Raw genomic sequence first — 18,069 nt, 5'->3', positions numbered from 1 at the left:
ACGTGACGGGGGTCACGTGGTCGTAGCGTGCGGCCGTCACTGGCGAGATACGACCTCCCGGAGGTGTGTCGGATGGCTGCACCCGAACCGGAGACGCCCGGCTCGGCGTCGTCCAGGGCGAAGGACCACAGCCCCTGGAACTGGTTGCTGTTCATCCCGATCGTGGTGCCGCTGGTTCCGGTGTTCTTCAACGCCGACTCGCCGCGCCTGCTCGGGTTCCCGCGCTTCTACTGGCTGCAACTGAGCTACATCCTGCTCGGGGTGGCCACCACCACGCTGGTCTACCAGCTCACGAAGAAGCGGGCTGGCCGGTGAGCGCGAGGAGTGAGCCGGGCCGGCGAGCCCCGCAGTCGCGAACGAAGGTGGTGCAGTGATGTGGCGCGACCACCTGACCGAGATCATCGTCTTCACGGTGCTGTTCCTGCTGGTCAGCGCCATGGGCTTCGTCGCGGCCCGGTGGCGGGCCCCGAAGGACATGGACCACCTCGACGAGTGGGGGCTGGGCGGGCGCAGCTTCGGCGGCTGGATCACCTGGTTCCTGGTCGGCGGCGACCTGTACACGGCGTACACCTTCGTGGCGGTGCCGGCGCTGATGTTCGGCGCGGGCGCGGCCGGGTTCTTCGCCGTGCCGTACACCATCGTCGTCTACCCGCTGGTGTTCCTGGTGCTGTGCCGGCTCTGGTCGGTCTCGCACCGGCACGGTTTCGTCACCCCGGCAGACTTCGTCCGCAGCCGGTTCGACTCGCCGGTGCTGGCGCTGCTCATCGCGATCACCGGCATCGTCGCCACCATGCCGTACATCGCGTTGCAGCTCGTCGGCATCGAGGCGGTGCTCAAGACCATGGGGGTGACCGGCGATGGCGCGGTGGCCCGGCACCTGCCGATCATCATCGCGTTCGCGATCCTGGCCGCCTACACGTACCAGTCGGGGCTGCGCGCGCCGGCGCTGATCGCGTTCGTCAAGGACTCGCTGATCTACATCGTGATCCTGGTGGCGGTGCTCTGGCTGCCGCAGAAGCTGGGCGGCTGGGGCGGCATCTTCGACGCCGCCGAGGCGAAGTTCGCCGCGTCGCCGAACCCGAACGACGGGGTCCTGCTCAACGCCAACAACCAGCTCCAGTACGTCACCCTGGCGTTCGGCTCGGCGCTGGCGCTGTTCCTCTACCCGCACAGCATCACCGGCGTGCTGGCCAGCCGGAACCGGGGCGTGATCAAGCGGAACATGTCGGCGCTGCCGGCGTACAGCCTGGTGCTGGGGCTGATCGCGCTGCTCGGCTTCATGGCCATCGCGGCGGGGGTGAAACCGCTGCCCGGGGCGAGCGCCGGCACCGTGGACAGCAACACGGTGGTGCCGGTGCTGTTCGACCAGCAGTTCCCGGACTGGTTCGCCGGGGTCGCGTACGCGGCCATCGGCATCGGGGCGCTGGTGCCGGCGGCGATCATGTCGATCGCGGCGGCGAACCTGTTCACCCGCAACATCTACAAGGAGTACCTGCGGCGGGACGCCACCCCGGCGCAGGAGGCGAGCGTCTCGAAGATCACCTCGCTGGTGGTGAAGGTCGGCGCGGTGGCCTGCATCGTCTTCCTCGACCCGCAGTTCTCCATCGACCTCCAGCTCATCGGCGGCGTGATCATCCTCCAGACGCTGCCGGCGGTGGCGCTGGGCCTCTACACCCGCTGGTTCCACCGGGGCGCGCTGGTCGCCGGCTGGGCGGCCGGCATGGGCCTGGGCATGTGGATGCTCTACCAGATCCCCAACCCGGCGACGAAGCGGGCGCACTTCGGCGGCTCGGCGTTCCCGCTGGGCGAATTCGGCCTCGACACCACGAAGACGATCTACGTCGGCATCGTGGCCGTGCTGGTGAACCTGGCGGTCGCCGCCCTGGTCACCCTGGCCCTGCGGGCCGCGCGGGTGGCCGCGGGCACCGACGGCACCACGCCGGACGACTACTTCGCCGACGAGGGCGACCCGCGCGTCACCCCCGGGCCCACCCGGGACGCCGACGCCGCCCCCGAACCCGTCGCCTGAGCGGGTGCCGGTGCGGGGCGGGCGCGGAAGGGCCCCTGGTCGGTCCGGGGGTCCTTCCGTGGGTTCGTCCTGCTCCGCGGTTCGTCCTGGTCTGGGAGTTTCGTCCTGCTCCGCCGGCAGGGAGGGGGTGGCCGGCTCAGCGGCGGGTGCGGTTCTCCAGCGCCCGGTTGAGCCGGGCGAGCAGGTCGGCGAGGGTGTCCCGGTCCCCGGGCGTCCAGTCGGCGAGGATGTCGCCGTAGAGCCGGGTGCGGGCCGTCCGCACGGCGGCCATCCGGTGCAGCCCGGCCGGGGTGGGGGAGATCATCGTGCCCCGGCCGTCGGTCGGGTCGGGGGCCCGGTCGATCAGGCCGTCCCGCTGCATCGCCGCGACCTGCCGGGTGACGGTGGAGCCGTCCAGGTTGAGCCGGGCGGCCAGCGCCGAGACGTTCTGCGGCCCGGCCGCGGCCAGGTGCCGCAGGATCACGTACGCCGCGCGGTCCAGCACCCGGTGCTCGGCGCTGCCGGTGGCCCGTCGGGTCGCCTCGCCGAGGCGCATCAGCATCGCCACCTCGGTCTCGATCCGCCCGAGGGCGGTCTCGTCCGACCCGCTTCCCGTGGTGTGGTCGTCGCTCATGCCTGTATGATACAACGGAATTAACTGTAGAATACAGCTATCTGGGAGGCGGAGTGGATCGGCGTACCGAGCCCAACCGCAGTGCCATCTACGCCACCACACTGGTGGCCTTCCTCGCCATCGCCGGCATCGCCGTGGTCGACCCGATCCTGCCCGCCATCGGCGAGGCCATCGGGGTCACCGCCTGGCAGGTCGAGCTGCTGTTCACGGCGTACATCGCGGTGATGGCCGTCGGGATGATCCCCGCGACCCTGGCCAGCGGGAGGTTCGGCTTCAAGCTGGTGCTGATCACCGGTGTCTCGGTGGTCGGCCTGGCCGCCATACTCGCCTCGTTCAGCAACGACATCGTGCAGCTCTCCGTGCTGCGCGGCGTGTGGGGGCTGGGCAACGCGATGTTCTTCGCCACCGCCATGGTGGTGCTGGTCAACCTCGCCAACGACCGCGAGTGGGTGGTCGGCCTCTTCGAGGCCGCGCTCGGCCTCGGCTTCGCCGTCGGCCCGCTGATCGGCGGCCTGCTCGGCCAGGTGAGCTGGCGGCTGCCGTTCTTCGTCTGCGGCGTGTTCATGGTGCTCGCCCTGGCCATCGCGTCCCGCAAGCTCCGTGAGCCGGCCAACCGGCAGGCGCCCGTACGCGTCGGGCAGATCTTCTCGACCTACCGCAAGCCCGCGTTCGTCACGCTGTGCGTGGTCACCGCCGCGTACAACTTCGTCTTCTTCGTGGTGCTCGGCTACACGCCGCTTTTCCTCGGCCTGGACGTCGTCCCGCTGGGGCTGGCGTTCACCGGCTGGGGCCTCGGCCTGGCCGCCGGCATCCTGGTGATCGGCCACCGGCTCGCCCACCGCATCGGCGCCGTGCAGACCGTCGGCGTGGCCATCGCCGGGCTGCTGGTCTGCATGGTCCTGTTCGCCACCTCGACCGGCACCGCCATGTCGCTGGTGGTGCTCGTGATCTCCGGCCTGTTCATGGGCCTGGCCAACGCCAACCTCACCGACCTGGCGCTCGGCCTCGGCTCCGGCGACCGTCGGGTGACCACCGGCGCGTTCAACCTGGTCCGCTGGGGCGCCGCCGCGCCCGCCCCGATCATCGCCGGCAAACTCGCCGAGCACAGCCTCGCCCTGCCGTTCTGGGTCGGATTCGGCGTCCTCGCCGTCGGCGTGCTGGTCTACCTCGCCTTCGCCCACGTGATGGCCGCGGGCTACGGCGAGCGGGTGCTCTGGTCCCGGTGGAACCGGGCCGCCGCCGGCGCCGAGCACACCCCGGAGGAACCGGTCGGCGAGGCGTACTGAGCCGCCGCTGAGCCCGTGCCCGGGCCCGCCCCCGGGCGGCACCGGTCGCGGGCTCAGCGCAGCGCGCGCCAGAGCAGGTACAGGCCGATGCCGGTGCCGAAGACCACGATCAGCGTCTTCAACACCACCGGCGGCAGCCGGCGGACCAGCCGCGCGCCCACGTACCCGCCGACCAGCGCCGCCGGGGCGACCACCGCCACGGCGGCCCAGTTCACCGGCCCGAACAGCGCGAAGATCACCAGCGTGGTCAGCCCGACCGTGGCGGAGAGCAGGTTCTTGACCGCCGTCACCCGGGCCAGCGTCGCGTCCAGCACCAGGGCCAGGCCGGCCACCAGCATCACCCCGAGCGCCGCGCCGAAGTAGCCGCCGTACACCGCGCCGACGGCGACCATGGCCTGCACGGTGACCGTACGGCGGCGCGGCGCCAGGTCGGCCGGGTGCCCGACGAGCCGGCGCAGCGGATCCTGGAAGGCGAGCACGGCGGTGGCCCCGAGCACCAGGAACGGCACCACCAGCTCGAACGCCCGCGCCGGGGTGGCCAGCAGCAGCAGGCACCCGACGATCGTGCCGGCGACGGTGGTCGGCAGCAGCAGCCACAGCGCCCGCCCGCGCGGCAGGTCCGTCCGGCTGCCCGCCACGCTGGCCACGTACCCGGGAAAGACCGACACGGAGTTGCTCACGTTCGCCGGCACCGGCGGCAGGCCGACCGCGATCAGGGCCGGAAAGGTGATCAGCGAACCGCCCCCGGCCACCGCGTTCACCGTGCCCGCGGCGAGGCCGGCGGTGACCAGGAGCGCGGCGTGGGAGACGTCCATGATCCCCGAGGCTAGTACCCGCGAGGCGCCCCCGCCCCCGTACCCTGGCCTTGATCCACTTCATGTCACGCACACGGCGGCGTCCCAGCCCCGCCAACCCCCAACATCCCTGACATCGTGTGGATCAATGGCGGGTGAGGGTCGGCAATAGTCGAGGCCGCCGCGTCGTTAGGATGATGACGCGACGGACGAGTCGACCGGGCGGTCGCGTCGACGGGCTCCGGCCCGTCGCCGAGGAACGTCCGGACTCCACAGGGCAGGGTGGTTGCTAACGGCAACCCGGGGCGACCCGCGGGACAGTGCCACAGAAAACAGACCGCCGGCCCCAAACGGGGACGGTAAGGGTGAAACGGTGGGGTAAGAGCCCACCAGCATCCCGGGTGACCGGGATGGCTCGGTAAACCCCACCCGGAGCAAGGCCAAAACGGGCCGTCACCGCAAGATGACGACCCAGCGCAGACGCTTGAGGGCTGCCCGCCCGATGTCTGCGGGTAGGCCGCACGAGCCTGTCGGCGACGGCAGGCCTAGATGGATGGCCGCCGCTGGCGCGAACCCCGCGAGGGGTACGCGCCGGGCACAGAATCCGGCGTACAGGTCGACTCGTCCGTCGCCCACCAGCTCAGAGCCTTGATCATGGCTCTGAGCTGGTTCTATACCCGGGCGTCGATGGTCGTTCTTGGTCAACATTGGCCGGCGTTTGACGCCCTGTGGACGCCCTGACGCCCTGGAGACGCCCTGAGCGCTGGCTCCGTTGACCTCGCCTCGGGTCGGCCGTGCTGCGCCGTCGTGGGGCCTGTACGGGCCGGCGGGTGTGGTTCCGGGTAGGGGCCGGCGGCTGCGGGGGAGGGCCGGGTACGTCCTGGCCTTGGAGCCGGGTGCCGGATGGGATGAGCCTGTGGCAAGCCAGTCCCGGGGTTGGACTGGTGCGGCAGCCGGAAGCCCCGACCACGCGACCAGGCCGACCGTCCGGCTTCCGTACCGGCCTTCGTGGTCCAATCCCCGGATGGGGTGGGATGAGCGGGTGCCGGAGTTGCTGGAACGCCTGGGGGAACTGGGCCTGGTTGGCATCGTCAAGATTGACGGAGAGCGGGAGCACAAACCCTGGACGGTGGTGATCTCGGGCCAGCAGCTCGGCGCGGCGGCGATCAGGTGCGACGGCAACAGCCTTGACTACTGCCTGCGCCATGCGGTCGCTGCGCTTCGTGAGCGCTACCCGGACGAACTCGCCCTGGACTGATCTGCGTCCCGCGTCGGGGCGGTGTCCCGGCGGCTGTCGGCGGCTTACCGCCCCGGTGCCGTAGGCGTCCGGGGCGGCTTGCCGCCGGCCGGGCTTGCCGCCCGCACCGCGCGGAGCGCGGTGCCTTGATCTCAAAGAGGGGAATTCGGCAGAGTAGCCCGATGAAGCGCGGCCGGATGCGGGCAAGACGATGGCTAAGTTCTGTCACGCTGCATGACACTGACAGGCGGTCGTGGTTCTGGGCACCTTGGAAGCGGGCGAACATAGCCGGAAAGGCGAGCAAGGTCCGAAAGGCCGGGAAGCGTGCCAGGGACTGGGGGAACTATAAGCCCCTCCATCCCATCACGCTCGCCGTTGGGACTCTTGTACTCCTTTTGCTTGTGCTAGCAGCTGGTGCATGGATGTGGAGCACAGCTCTCGATGCAAACAACTTGCCGCTGGACTCGCTTACTCCGGCCGAGCAGGTGGACATCGCATTGCGGCGCACTCAGATTCAGCTAGATGCCATACGAAATGCTTTGGGAGTTGCTGCGGCGCTAGGGGCGGTGGTTGCCTTACTTCTGGCCCTTCGAAGGCAGTATGTAAAAGAGCGCGTAGATCGTGATGACCTCTATGTAAAGCAGCGTACTGTTGCCTACGCTGAAGTTGATGCGACGGAAAAGCGAATAACAGAGCTGTACGTCAAGGCGGCAGAGCAGCTTGGCTCGGAGAAGGCGCCGATTCGTATGGCAGGCATATATGCTCTTGAGAGGCTTGCCGACGACACTCCAGGCCAGCGACAAACTATTGTCGACTTGCTGTGCGCTTATCTGCGCATGCCGTTCAATCCGAGTGACATAAAGGTTGACCTAGCGGCGTCTGAGATTGAATCAGACGAGCAGCGAACGAAGTTGGACATCGCGCTACGCGAGCGAGAAGTTCGTCTGACTATTCAGTCTGTGCTGCGGCGGCACCTGTACCAGCCTGATTTCTCCCAACCGTCTTCCATCTCCGGTTCTAGCGTGCCCTCAAGCAATTCGGCTCTATCAGGCGTAAGGCCTATTAGATGGGACGGGGTGGCGCTGAACTTGGCTGGCGCTTCCCTGCTCGATTTAGACTTCTCCAGCGTGGAAGTTGATCGAGCGGTCTTTGATGGGGCCGTATTTTTCGGGAAGTCGATGTTTTCGTCTAGTCGATGGGATCACGCAACTTTCATAGGAGCTACCTTCGCGGGGCTCGCTGATTTTCGCGAGGTCCAGGCTTCCGTGCTTGCAATGAGCGGCAGCACCTTCGTGCAGAGTGCTTGGTTTGAAAACGTCCGATGCAAAGTATTGGACGCGATCGCAGTGGTGTTCCAATCCGATTCGGGTTTCGAAAATGCATACTTCTATGACAAAGGGGCGTTTGACTCCTCCTTGTTCCTGGGGAATGTGGGCTTTGATGGGGCCAGGTTTGGGGTTGCGGCCTTCGAGGGTTCCCTTTTTGGGGGGAGGGCCGGTTTTCCGCGTTGCTCCTTCCATGACTCCATCAACTTCCGAAAAGCCACTTTTGACGCGGAAGTGGAATTCGAGGGATCGCTTGTGGTGCGCGCTTCTCTCAATAGGCACGTCCTGCCGACGGGTTGGAGTGTAGGTCATTACGTGGGTGCTGAATCCAGCGCAGTGGTCAGATTTTTGGGCATCGAGAGCGAGCCAGAAGACGATTACCCGACAGTTATTGCAATGCCATCTTCGCAAGTTGGTTGTTGTGTGCGGGGTGGCGGTACTTTTGGAATAAGGTCAGGACTTGGTCATGCTCAGTTCTTTTAGTTCCCCTTTGCGGTATGGGGCGGGGTGATGGTGGCGTGTGGCCCGCATCTCACTGTTTCTGCGATCTTCTGATGCTTAGAGGTGGAACGTGCTGATTGATTCCTGTGATTCCTGTCTGGGGTAAGGGAGGGGAGCGCAGAAGGCGAACCCCTGCCTTTAAAACAAACAACTCCCTGCGGGCTGCGGCCTCGGCCCTCTCGTTTAGTTGGTAGCCGTCCAGCCACGTCCACCCATCGTAGGTGTGAAGCTCGGCGCGGACCCTGATGAGGCGGAAGAAGATCGGCCGTACGAACTGAGGGCTTGCCGCGCGGGTCAGGTGCAGCACGTCACCGGCCTTCACGTCGGTTCTTTCTGTCTCGCCAGGCGCGTAGGATCTCGCCGGCCGCCTCCAGGCGTGGGCATCCGTCGTCAGAGCACTTCGAGCAGACGGAGCGGTGATGGAAGTCGATGACGTAGCCGGCCATCAGAACGGGAAACGGGGGTTCTGGTCGCCTCTGTGGGATTGGCATGGTTCACCTCTGGTTGAGGCGCTTGATGGCCTTTGCCGAACGCCATACGCCGGCCCTGGTCATCAGGGGCTGCTCTGGTGCCGGGACGGCAGCTCGACCGATCCACGTCTGTGCCTCCGGCTTGCGCGTGGTTGGAGCTGGCTCGCCGGCTACGTAGTCCACGGGTTGGTCAGGGCGCTGGAACCACTTGAACCTAGTCATGTGTTAAGAGTAAGCGACTAGGGCGTGCGCTAACTAGGCCTCTATCAAGTTGATGGTCGCCTAGTCGGCGTGTGCCTAGCGTCAGCGTCATGGGGAAGAAGCTGCGGTTGGTGGGTTCGGGGGAGATCCGGATCATGCTGGGCGGCATCTCGCGGCAGCGGGTCTACCAGATCACCAACCGGCGTGACTTCCCTGAGCCGGTAGCCACGCTTCAGATGGGCAACGTCTGGCTTGCCGAGGATGTTGAAGCGTGGATTGCCGCCAAGCGTGGGGACCTGGACTAGCTCTAGGTGGGCGGCTGGGCTGCCGTCTCCGGTGCGGGCCGAATGCCGCACGTCGGCTGACGACACGAGAAACGCCCCGGTGATGATCTCCCGGGGCGCTCGTGTGCGGTGTGGTGGTGCTACAGCTCGTTGACGGCGAAGGCGGTCACGAGTTCGGCCATGGTGTCGATGACGGCGTCTGCGGCGGCGAGCCGTTCCCGCTTGCCGGGCTTGTTGGCGTACCCGAAAGCGGCGACCCCGGCGGCGTGGGCGGCCTCGATGTCGCTGACGGAGTCGCCGACGAGGACGCATTCCGCCGGCTCGGCGCCCAGCTCCCGCAGGGCGGCCAGCACGGAAAGCGGGTCGGGCTTCATCCGCTCAGGTGCTGCCTCGGGGCGGCCGATCACCGGATGCACGTACGAGGTGAGCCGGCGGGCGCTCAGGTAGGCGTGGACGGATTCGGCCGAGTTGTTCGACACCACGGCGACCCGGCGGCCGGTCTGCTGGGCGGCAACGATGACTTCCCGTCCGTACGGGGTTGGTTCGGCTGTGGCGGCTGCGGTGACCTCTTCGCGGGTCATGGCCTCGTCGACCAGGCGGACGACGGCGGGACGCCCGATGGTGGCGGTGAAGCGGAGCACGGCGAGCGGGTCACGTTCGGCCAGGATCTCGGGCGGCAGGGTGACGGCCTGGTCGACGAGTAGCCGGCGCAACTCGTGGGCGACGGTCGACGCGGCGTGTTGGGCGAAGATGCTGCACACGGGGCCATCGAAGTCGAGCAGGATGACGCGGACGCTGTCGATCACCTTGGCCAGGTCGGGGGCGGTCACGACGCGTACTCGCGGGAGATCGTGCCCCACATGCTGTCGAACCAGGCGCGGGCCTGCTCGACGTAGAGGGCGTCGTTGCTGGTGTCCTCGTCGCTGGGCGTGAACGGGAAAAGGATCGCGTCCTTGCCCATCGCGTCGTAGATCGCCATCGGCTTGCCGTCCACGGAGACGGTGTGCTCGACGACGGGGTAGAAGCCGAAGAAGGCTTCCTGCTCGTTGATGATGAACAGCTTGAACAGGGGTGCGGCGTTGTGAACCCGTACCTCGATGGTGGCGGTCTTGACTAACCCCAGGTCGGCAAGCTCCTGTACGGCGTCGGTGAGGGCGTGGATCGATCGGTCGGTGATGCGGAGGGCTCGGGCGCGGATGCCGGGGTCGTCGGCCTGGTCCTCGGCGCGGCAGGGGATCGCCATCGGGGCGGTCATGTCGGAGATCAGCACGCGGACGCGGATCGACTCCGGGGTGAGGCGCCCGATGCGGACCTTGTCCAAGGTCTCTTGGATCGCGTTGTACAGCGTCTCACCGGAGAAGCCGGCGAAGTCGATCGTGACGTTCGTGGCCTCGAAAGCGCGCTCGATGTGCGGCCGTAGTCCGACCGGGCGCTCCGTGTTGGCGCGGACCGGCTCGTGTTCGGGCTGCCCAAGAACGATCGTGACCGCCGGGTGCCGCTCCCGGACTCCGTCGCCCTGGTGCTGCGGCAGCACCTCAAGGACTGCGACCCGGTGACGCTCACCCTGCCGTGGGAGAACCCGGCCAGCGCGGAGCGAGTCACGGTGCCGCTGCTGTTCACCACCACCCGGCGGGGTGCGATCAACCGGCGCACCTTCGACGGCAAGAGCTGGCGACCGGCTGTTGTGGCGGCCGGCATCACGCCGACCCGGGCCACCGGGATGCACGCGCTGCGCCACTTCTACGCCTCGTCGCTGCTCGACGCGGAAGAGAGCATCAAGGCCCTTGCGTCCTACCTCGGTCACGCCGACCCCGGCTTCACGCTCCGGGTCTACACGCACCTGATGCCGGCCAGCGAGGAACGGACCCGGCGCGCGATTGATGATCTGTTCGCAGCGTCGTTAGAGCCCGGACGCTGGAGGCCCTTGCGGACTCGCTGCGGCGTCGAGAGGGTGAAGCACCTAGGCCGTGTTTCATGAGTTGATCGGTGTGGGGCGAGCTGTTGTTGGTCCTGGCGCGGCGGGGCCGCTCAGTGGTATGGGCAGTGCCGGACCGCACCTGCGGGGTGGTGGACCTCCGGAGTTGCGTTTGACGATGGCGCCAGCAACGACGGGTCAGGAGAGCAAATGGTCGAGAGGTTCCCGCCTGACGTCGAGCGGGCGCTGCAGCGCGCCGGGTGGTTCTTGGAGCGGCAGGTGGAGACGTCGCGATGGCGGGCGGAGCTGATAGGGCTCGATATGCACCCGGCGGCAGAGGCATTCCTCGGCGAGTTCGGCGGTCTCGTCGTTGATGCTCAGGGACCGGGACGGACGGCGGCGCGCACCCCGTTCGAGCTGAATCCGTCGCTTTGCGTCGGTGAGGAGGATCGGTTCCTGGCGTGGGGTGATGAGACCGGACGATCGCTCTACCCGCTGGGCGAGTTGGACCAGGGTCGGTTCTTTCTCGGGATGGACGATCGGGGCGTGATTCTCCTGGTCGAGACCTGGGTTGCCGCCTTCGGGCCAGGCGACCAGGGCCTGATTGCCTTGTGCGAGGGAACGATGCCTACGCAGCTCCACGCCGGCTAAATCGACCGAGATTCTGACTTCTGAAACACGCCTAAATCTGCGCACCGCCACCTGAGATGCTCCGACAGTCAGGAGTTCGAACAGATGGACCGACATGCCCTCCGACCTGGTGATCACGTCGAGCTTGCCTGCGAAGCGGTCGACTGGGTGGACCGGTCCTTCTTCCCGGCTGTGGTCCGGGTCGTTTTCACCGATGCGCAGGGCCGCGCATGGTCGCTTGTCGACAAGGCGCCGATCTTCGGTACCGACCTGGATCCCGAGTCGGCGTTGCCGAGGCCGGCTGCGGTGCGGTGCGTCGTCGAGGAGTTCCGCGACGCGTCCGATGCCTCGTCGGTGCCGCTGGTCCTGGTCTCGACGGAGCCCGACCGTGTAGCCGCCGAGGACGGAACGGCCGTCTTCCTTGTTTCCTTGGACCTCTTGCGTCCGGCGGCGACCAGGTAGCGGCGGTGCGATCCCGTCGGGCTTGTGTTCGAGTGGCTTGCCCATCGCCGAGGTAGCGTGAATTTCGCCAGACGCCCTGGCGACGCCCTGAGCAGGTGCATGCCGAAGGAAACGCCTGTTCAGAGCATGAATCGCGTTCAGAATCCGGCGTACAGGTCGACTCGTCCGTCGCCCACCAGCTCAGAGACCTGATCAAGGCTCTGAGCTGGTTCTATGTCCGGTTGTCGATGGTCGTCCTTGGTCAACTTTGGCCGGCGCTTGACGCCCTGAGGGCGCCGTGACGCCCTGAGAACGCACTGGGAGTGGACTCAGTGGCCTTGCTTCCGGCCGGGCGGGCCGCGCCGTCGTGAGGCCTCTCCGGAACTGGTGCGTGGGGGCTGCGGGAGAGGGCCGGGTATGTCCTGGCGGTGGAGTTGGTGCCGCGACCCGGTTACCCGGTGGCAACCAGCCCTGTCCTGTCGATCATGGAAGCCGGCTGACGGCGGCGATCAGGACGAGGCTGGCCCGGTAGAGGGATGCGCGTTTGGCGTATCGGGTCGTCGGGCTCACGCCACTGTTTGAGCCGGTTGAAGCAGCGCTCTACGACGTTGCGCAGCTGGGTGCTCACGAACGCAGACGGATCGGCACAGGTGTGCTCCGGTACCTGGCTCGCGCCAGCTTCATCGCTGTCATCAACCAGGTCGATGAAACGGCGGAATCGGCGCGCACAAGGCAATCATCACGCGACCATGGTCGGATGGGACGAACATCGGAGCCGGCGCGGGCCGGGGGCATCCTGCGCAGCGAGGAGGACGCCCGGCAGGTCAGCTTCCTGGAGCTGTTCTTCGACCTGGTGCTGGTCTTCGCGCTGCTCGGGGTCGTCAGCCGGATGGTGCCGGACCTGCTCTCCAACAACGTGCGCCTGCACTGGCTGTCGCTGCCGAACACGGTCGTCCTGGCCCTGCCGCTGCTCCGGCTGTGGACGACCACCACGTACATCACCAGCCGGTTCGACTGCCGCAACCACTGGATTCAGCTGCTGGTCCTGGTCAGCGCGTTCGGCCTGCTGATCATGGCGACGTCCCTGCCTTACGAGTTCGAGGCACGCGGCGAATCCTTCGCCGTCGTGTACGTGTTGCTGCACATCGGACGCCCCTTGCTGCTCCGGCCGCTGTTGCGAGAGCACGAGGCGATACGGGCGCTCTACACCCGCCTGGCCATCTGGTCCAGCGTCTCCGGCGTATTCTGGCTCGCCGGAGCGGTGATACAGGGATCCAGCCGGGTCGCCCTGTGGTTGATCGCCATCACCGTCGACCTGGTCGCGGCGCGGTTCAACTGGCCGATACCCGGCATGCGCCGACCACCGGCCAGCGGGTGGGCGATGGCCAACAGCAGCCACCTCCCCGAGCGCTACCAGCAACTGTTGCTGATCGCGCTCGGCGAGACGGTGGTGTCAATAGGCCTCACCTACGCCAACCACCCCGCCACGCTCGCCGCAACGGTTGCCCTGGTGATCACATTCTTCTCGTCCGTGCTGATGTGGCGGATCTACTTCTATCGCGCTGGCCAGGTGCTGGCCGAGGCCGTCGCGATGTCGTCGAACCGGGCAGTTGCCGGCGGGACGATTGGCGTGGCCCATGTGCTCATGGTGCTTGGCATCCTCGCCGTCGCGGCGGGCTCGGAGATCGTGCTCGCGCATCCTGGCGGGCGGTCCGAGTTGGCATGGCTGGCGGTCATCCTCGGTGGGCCGGCGGTCTTCCTGATCGGCCGCATTCGGCTGGAACGGATCGTCTTTGACCGGCTCGCCCTGCGCCGGGTCGTCGGCATCGCCGCTCTGGCTGTGCTGATGCTGGCGCTGTCGCTGGTCTCCGGGGCGCCACTGCTCGCCGCCATAGCCGCTGCCGTGGTGCTGCTCGGCGTAGCCGTCTCGGACGCTCGACACGCCGCTGGCCGCCCACCGGAGGCCCCGTCCCCGGCCGCGTAGTGGGGACAGTCCGCAAAAGGTCCACGGACCCGCGCACCGCCAGGCTCCGGTAGCAGCGGCGCGATCACCACCCACGCCTCGTCGGTCAACTCACCACGACGCACCAGTCGGGCGTGGCTACTGCGTCATGTTCTGTCGACCTCCACTGGAGCACACAGCCTCTACGCCGATTCGACCACCGCCGGTGTGGCCGGCTGCCAAGATGTATCGGGTGGTGGGTGGGGACGAAGCATCCGATCGCAGTTCGGCGCGGGCACCGCTCGGTACGCGCTGGCTGCGTGAGGGCACCGGCGTGTCCACCGTGGAAGTCTTCTTCGACCTGGCGTTCGTCTTCGCGTTCATCCAGGTCACCGCCTTGATGGGCGACGACTTCACCGGCCACGGCATGCTGAACGCGATGCTTGTGCTGGCCCTGCTGTGGTGGACATGGTCCGTCTACACCTGGTTGGGAAACACCCTCCAGGCCCGGACCGGGCTGATCCGGATCGCGTTGCTGGCCGTGGCAATGATCACCTTCGTGATGGCGGTGGCGGCTCGGCAGGCGTTCACCGATCTCCCGGGTGCGGCCATCTCCGGGCCGCTGGTGTTCGTCGCGTGCTTCGTGGTCGTCCGGCTGGTGCATCTGGCGCTGCGCTGGCACGCCGTTCCCGGCACGGGCCCACGCATCGTCCTGCGGGTCGCCGTGCCACTGTTCGTCGCCTCGGTCCTGCTGTCCGCCGCCGCCATCGTGCCGCAGCGACTGTTTCACGACCCAGGGATGGTCAAGGGCAGCCAGACCGGTCTCTGGATGCTCGCCATCGCCATCGACTATGGCTGCAGCCTGCTGATGCGGTCGTGGGGGTGGCAGGTCGTCTCGGTCCGGCACTGGGCGGAGCGGCATGGCCTCATCGTGCTCGTCGCGTTCGGCGAGTCGCTCATAGCGGTTGGCCTTATCAGCAGCCGTGTGCCGATGACTTGGGGGCTCGTCGCGGCCTCCGCCTTCGCCGTCGTCATCGCAGCCGCACTGGGCTGGACATACTTCGACGTCGTGGCCATCGCTGCGGAACGCACGCTGATCGTCAAACCTGTCCAGCGCCGGCTTGCCGCTGCCCGTGACGCCTACACCTATCTGCATCTGCCGATGATCGCGGGCATCATGCTGCTCGCCCTTGGTCTGGAGAAGGTGGTGGCGATCATCGAACACAACGAACTGCACCGTGCGTCCGTGCCGCTGGCAGGTCTCGGCCTCTACGCCCTCTACGGTGGGGTGTCCCTGTTCCTGCTCTCCCACGTCGGCTTCCAACTGCGGATGACGCGCTTGGTCAGAAGGATCATCTGGTCACGACTGACCACCGCGGCGCTGCTGGCGGGGATCATCCCGATCGCCAACCAGTTCCCGGCGGTGGCAGCGCTCGGCCTGCTGGCGACCATCTGTGTCGGCATGGTCATTACGGAGGTCATCCTCGCCGGCGGACAGCGTAAGGAACTGCGCGAGGCCGCTCTGACCGGAAGCCTCTGGTCAGAGCGGCCAACGCGTCCCTGACCGCGATGGCGGGCAGGACCCTTCTTGGGTGTGGCCGGCGGATCATCTTGAATGCCGCAACCGGCACTCCCACTCGTTGCCATCCCGATGCCCTTATGGAGGTCAGGTGGTCAGGGCAGCGAAGTCGGCGACCAGGGCGGTGTAGACGTCACGGACGATGTGGCGCTTGAGGCAGCCCGGGGATCGCGGCACCTTCCCTCCAGGCGGGCGATCCATTGTGAATCCACCCGAGTGTCTCGGCCCACCAGTCGGCGAGCGGGTGCGGGTCGGCGCTGTCCTGCGTCACCTGGAACTGGTATGCCACTGCGGCTACCTCCGGTCTCGGTAGAGGTCACGGAGGAGGCAGACCTCGGCTCCGTGATGGATCATCTCCCGGTTGATGTGGAGCACGAGCATCGCCAGCGGAGAATCGGCGTACGGCCCCTCGGTCGGTCCGCAGGGGCGAACCAGTCCGTCGTCGCCCAACTCTCGTACGCCCCTGATCCAGGTGGCGTACGCCTCGTCGAGCTGTCGGAGTGCGTCGTCCGCCGTGCCGGCGTATTCGAAGCTGTCATAGTCGCACGGTGGGCCGCCGAAGTGGGCGGCGCTGCGCTGGCCGAGGACGCCGACGATGACGTGGCCCAGCCGCCAGGCGATCGTCGTGACGGGTGGCGGCTCCGGCGCCGGCCACTCGTACTCGATGACGTACTCGCCGGAGCCGTGCGCGGCCTCGGCGCGGCACTCCGCGCGCGATCGCACACTCCAGGATCCCGCGACGGGCTCCCATCCGTACTCGTCGTCGGTCAACCCGTCGAGCCGGCGCCGTAGCTGGTTGTGCCAGTGCCAGTCCAACTGGTCGGCAAGCTGCTCGTTCCAGTCGATGTCCATGCCCCTACGCTACGGGCAATTGCGGACAGATTCGGTCCTCGTTGTCTGGCAAGCTTGATTCATGCTCGACACGTCGGCCCGCCTGCTGCGGCTGCTCTCGTTGCTGCAGACACGGCGGGAGTGGGCCGGTCCCGAGCTGGCCGAGCGGCTCGACGTCACCGTGCGGACACTGCGCCGTGACGTGGCCCGGCTGCGCGACCTGGGCTACCCGGTCCGGGCGACGCCCGGCGTGGCCGGCGGCTACCAGCTCGCCGCAGGGTCGGCGTTGCCGCCGTTGCTGCTCGACGACGAGGAGGCGGTCGCGGTGGTGCTGAGCCTGCGGACCGCGACCAGCCACACCGTGACCGGCATCGCCGAGAGCTCGCTACGCGCGCTGGCCAAGCTGGAACGCGTACTCCCGGCCCGGCTGCGCCAGCGCACGGCCGCCCTGCGGTTGGCCACCGTGCCGCTGGTCGGCCAGGCGCCCACCGTTGACCCGGACACGCTCACCGTGATCGCCGAGGCGTGCCAGGACCAGCGGTGCCTCACCTTCGGGTACCGCAGCCGCGACGGCGCCGCCAGCGTCCGCACGGTGCAGCCGCACCGGTTGGTGCACACCGGCCGCCGGTGGTACCTGGTGGCGCGCGACGAAACGCGCGACGACTGGCGTACGTTCCGGGTGGACCGGATCGACGACCCCCGGTCGACCGGGGCTCGCTTCACCCCCCCGCGACCCACCCGACGCTGCGGCTTTCGTCTCGGAGTCCGTCGCAGCCGGGCCGTACCGTTTCCGTGCCCGCATCCTGATCCACGCCCCGGCCGACGTGGTCGCCGAGCGCTTTCCACCCACGACCGGCATCGTCGAGACGGTGGACGAGAGGAACTGCCTGCTCACCACCGGCGCGGACTCGGTGACGCTCATCGCGGTGCACCTCGCCCTGCTCGGCCACGACTTCACCGCACTCGAACCCGCCGAACTGGTCAAGGAGCTGAAGTTGCTGGCCGATCGGCTGCACCGCGCACACCTGGCCTCGGTGACGCAGGCACCGGGACCGACGCCAGACCGTGCCACCTAGCGCACCGGCGTACCGGTCGACTCGTCCGTCGCCCACCGACCCAGGGTCGCGACCAGGGCTCTGAGCAGCCTGCCACCTGAGTGGCGAGGAGGGACGTCGGCCCGCTTGTGGACCGACGTTGGCGGAGCCGTACTACGCTGCGGCCCGCTCCGAGAAAGGACCTCCGATGCGCAGGACCCTGCTGCCGCTGCTGACGATTGCCCTGGTCACCGGGTTGGCCTGTGGTGCCGGTGACGAGAGTCCGGCCGAGAGCGAGCGGGTTACCGGTGCCACCTCGGGCCCGGGCAGCCGGGCCACCGACGCGGATGACGCCCCCGCCGACAGGAGAACTGCGGCACCCACCAACCACAGCACCGCGCCGGCGAGAACCAAGCCGCTGACCTGCAAGCAGTTGGAGACCGCGTGGCTGGGCAGCGCGGGACAGCCGTACAACGGCTATCACAGCCCGATCCGACTGACCGACGGGCTCTGGTCCGGCGAGGACGGTGTGGTCGTCCAATTGCAGTGGCCGTGCGCGGTCGGCGAGCTGACCGGGGACGATGCCGCCGACGCGGTGGTGCCGGTGCTGATGGACGGCGGCGGTACGGGCAAGTTCTGGCAGCTCGCGGTCTTCCGCAATGCCAACGCCGGGCCGGCGTATCTGACCATGACCGAGATCGGTGACCGGACGCCGGTCGAGCAGGTGTCCATCAGTGGACGGCAGGTGACGGTGACGTTCCTGATGCGTCCGGACGACCCGTCGTCGCCGGTCGACGTCATCCGACGTACCGCCGCCTACCGGCTCGATGGCGACCAGCTCGTGGCGACCGGCCACACCGACGCCCCTGTCTGACAGGCCAGCACAACGATCGTCGAGACAACACTAAACAGATTGATCAGGATCACGCGGCGCCGGTGGCTACCAACTGCTGAGTC

Annotated in this window: 17 protein-coding genes, 1 other RNA gene and 2 pseudogenes; 14 read left to right on the top strand and 6 right to left on the bottom strand. The window is 67.7% G+C overall.

The window, feature by feature from the left end; genetic code table 11:
• Positions 1-72: 72 nt before the first annotated feature.
• Together C5N14_RS16905 and mctP are read left to right on the top strand one after the other, a co-directional pair.
• Positions 73-315, top strand: coding sequence for a DUF3311 domain-containing protein (locus C5N14_RS16905; RefSeq protein WP_117669054.1), 243 nt, complete (start codon positions 73-75; stop codon positions 313-315).
• 58 nt (positions 316-373) lie between these two features.
• Complete coding sequence (mctP, locus tag C5N14_RS16900) at positions 374-2,029, top strand: monocarboxylate uptake permease MctP (RefSeq protein ID WP_117669053.1); 1,656 nt, start codon at positions 374-376, stop codon at positions 2,027-2,029.
• Between the two features lie 136 nt (positions 2,030-2,165).
• Here mctP and C5N14_RS16895 read toward each other — a convergent pair whose 3' ends face one another.
• On the bottom strand, positions 2,166-2,642 hold the full coding sequence (locus tag C5N14_RS16895; protein WP_117669052.1) for a MarR family winged helix-turn-helix transcriptional regulator: 477 nt from the start codon (positions 2,640-2,642) through the stop codon (positions 2,166-2,168).
• A 53-nt stretch (positions 2,643-2,695) separates the two neighbouring features.
• Between C5N14_RS16895 and C5N14_RS16890 the strand changes: the two genes are divergently transcribed.
• The gene (locus C5N14_RS16890) at positions 2,696-3,928 is read left to right on the top strand and encodes an MFS transporter (RefSeq protein WP_117669051.1); all 1,233 of its coding nucleotides are present in this window, start codon (positions 2,696-2,698) and stop codon (positions 3,926-3,928) included.
• Positions 3,929-3,981: 53 nt separating this feature from the next.
• Here the strand turns inward: C5N14_RS16890 and C5N14_RS16885 are convergent, their stop codons facing one another.
• The gene (locus C5N14_RS16885; RefSeq protein WP_117669050.1) at positions 3,982-4,743 is read right to left on the bottom strand and encodes a sulfite exporter TauE/SafE family protein; all 762 of its coding nucleotides are present in this window, start codon (positions 4,741-4,743) and stop codon (positions 3,982-3,984) included.
• Positions 4,744-4,932: 189 nt separating this feature from the next.
• Here C5N14_RS16885 and rnpB point away from each other — a divergent pair.
• The 4 genes from rnpB to C5N14_RS16865 all read left to right on the top strand — a co-directional run bounded on the left by rnpB (position 4,933) and on the right by C5N14_RS16865 (position 8,761).
• Positions 4,933-5,350, top strand: an RNA gene (rnpB, locus tag C5N14_RS16880) — RNase P RNA component class A.
• 414 nt (positions 5,351-5,764) lie between these two features.
• Positions 5,765-5,980 carry a hypothetical protein gene (locus C5N14_RS16875; protein ID WP_243639684.1) on the top strand — a complete coding sequence of 72 codons (216 nt, stop codon included), beginning with the start codon at positions 5,765-5,767 and terminating at the stop codon, positions 5,978-5,980.
• Positions 5,981-6,381: 401 nt separating this feature from the next.
• Positions 6,382-7,767, top strand: coding sequence for a pentapeptide repeat-containing protein (locus tag C5N14_RS31780; protein ID WP_128763593.1), 1,386 nt, complete (start codon positions 6,382-6,384; stop codon positions 7,765-7,767).
• A 799-nt stretch (positions 7,768-8,566) separates the two neighbouring features.
• On the top strand, positions 8,567-8,761 hold the full coding sequence (locus tag C5N14_RS16865) for an AlpA family transcriptional regulator (protein ID WP_243639681.1): 195 nt from the start codon (positions 8,567-8,569) through the stop codon (positions 8,759-8,761).
• 119 nt (positions 8,762-8,880) lie between these two features.
• Here the strand turns inward: C5N14_RS16865 and C5N14_RS16860 are convergent, their stop codons facing one another.
• Together C5N14_RS16860 and C5N14_RS16855 are read right to left on the bottom strand one after the other, a co-directional pair.
• Positions 8,881-9,570 (bottom strand): HAD family hydrolase, encoded by a 690-nt coding sequence (locus C5N14_RS16860; protein ID WP_117669047.1) that lies wholly within the window; start codon positions 9,568-9,570, stop codon positions 8,881-8,883.
• Positions 9,567-10,220 (bottom strand): GntR family transcriptional regulator, encoded by a 654-nt coding sequence (locus C5N14_RS16855; RefSeq protein ID WP_243639689.1) that lies wholly within the window; start codon positions 10,218-10,220, stop codon positions 9,567-9,569. The genes C5N14_RS16860 and C5N14_RS16855 overlap by 4 nt, the downstream gene beginning before the upstream one ends.
• Here C5N14_RS16855 and C5N14_RS16850 point away from each other — a divergent pair.
• The 3 genes from C5N14_RS16850 (at position 10,197) to C5N14_RS16840 (ending at position 11,747) form a co-directional block, all read left to right on the top strand.
• Entirely contained in the window at positions 10,197-10,718 is a 522-nt protein-coding gene (locus C5N14_RS16850) for a tyrosine-type recombinase/integrase (RefSeq protein ID WP_371685859.1), read from the top strand. The two genes, C5N14_RS16855 and C5N14_RS16850, sit on opposite strands and share 24 nt — an antisense overlap.
• 147 nt (positions 10,719-10,865) lie before the next feature.
• Complete coding sequence (locus C5N14_RS16845) at positions 10,866-11,306, top strand: SUKH-3 domain-containing protein (RefSeq protein ID WP_117669046.1); 441 nt, start codon at positions 10,866-10,868, stop codon at positions 11,304-11,306.
• A gap of 84 nt (positions 11,307-11,390) precedes the next feature.
• Positions 11,391-11,747, top strand: a complete 357-nt coding sequence (locus C5N14_RS16840; protein WP_117669045.1) for a hypothetical protein — start codon at positions 11,391-11,393, stop codon at positions 11,745-11,747.
• Between the two features lie 462 nt (positions 11,748-12,209).
• Here the strand turns inward: C5N14_RS16840 and C5N14_RS32695 are convergent.
• A pseudogene (locus C5N14_RS32695) lies at positions 12,210-12,342 on the bottom strand (IS5/IS1182 family transposase); the annotation flags it as partial.
• 141 nt (positions 12,343-12,483) lie between these two features.
• Here C5N14_RS32695 and C5N14_RS16830 point away from each other — a divergent pair.
• Together C5N14_RS16830 and C5N14_RS16825 are read left to right on the top strand one after the other, a co-directional pair.
• A complete protein-coding gene (locus tag C5N14_RS16830) occupies positions 12,484-13,710 on the top strand; it encodes a low temperature requirement protein A (RefSeq protein WP_117669043.1) in 1,227 nt (408 codons plus the stop codon).
• A 211-nt stretch (positions 13,711-13,921) separates the two neighbouring features.
• Positions 13,922-15,232, top strand: coding sequence for a low temperature requirement protein A (locus tag C5N14_RS16825; RefSeq protein ID WP_165878136.1), 1,311 nt, complete (start codon positions 13,922-13,924; stop codon positions 15,230-15,232).
• A gap of 309 nt (positions 15,233-15,541) precedes the next feature.
• Here C5N14_RS16825 and C5N14_RS16815 read toward each other — a convergent pair whose 3' ends face one another.
• Complete coding sequence (locus tag C5N14_RS16815; RefSeq protein ID WP_371685858.1) at positions 15,542-16,099, bottom strand: DinB family protein; 558 nt, start codon at positions 16,097-16,099, stop codon at positions 15,542-15,544.
• Positions 16,100-16,160: 61 nt separating this feature from the next.
• Here C5N14_RS16815 and C5N14_RS16810 point away from each other — a divergent pair.
• Both C5N14_RS16810 and C5N14_RS16805 read left to right on the top strand, forming a co-directional pair.
• Positions 16,161-17,154: pseudogene (locus C5N14_RS16810) on the top strand (helix-turn-helix transcriptional regulator).
• Between the two features lie 166 nt (positions 17,155-17,320).
• Positions 17,321-17,986 carry a hypothetical protein gene (locus C5N14_RS16805; RefSeq protein WP_117669041.1) on the top strand — a complete coding sequence of 222 codons (666 nt, stop codon included), beginning with the start codon at positions 17,321-17,323 and terminating at the stop codon, positions 17,984-17,986.
• The last annotated feature ends 83 nt before the right edge of the window (positions 17,987-18,069 follow it).

The organism is Micromonospora sp. MW-13 (assembly GCF_003434305.1).
Taxonomy (GTDB): domain Bacteria; phylum Actinomycetota; class Actinomycetes; order Mycobacteriales; family Micromonosporaceae; genus Micromonospora.
The sequence above is the reverse complement of the archived record's forward strand: the minus strand, read 5'-3'. Positions and strand labels throughout refer to the sequence as shown.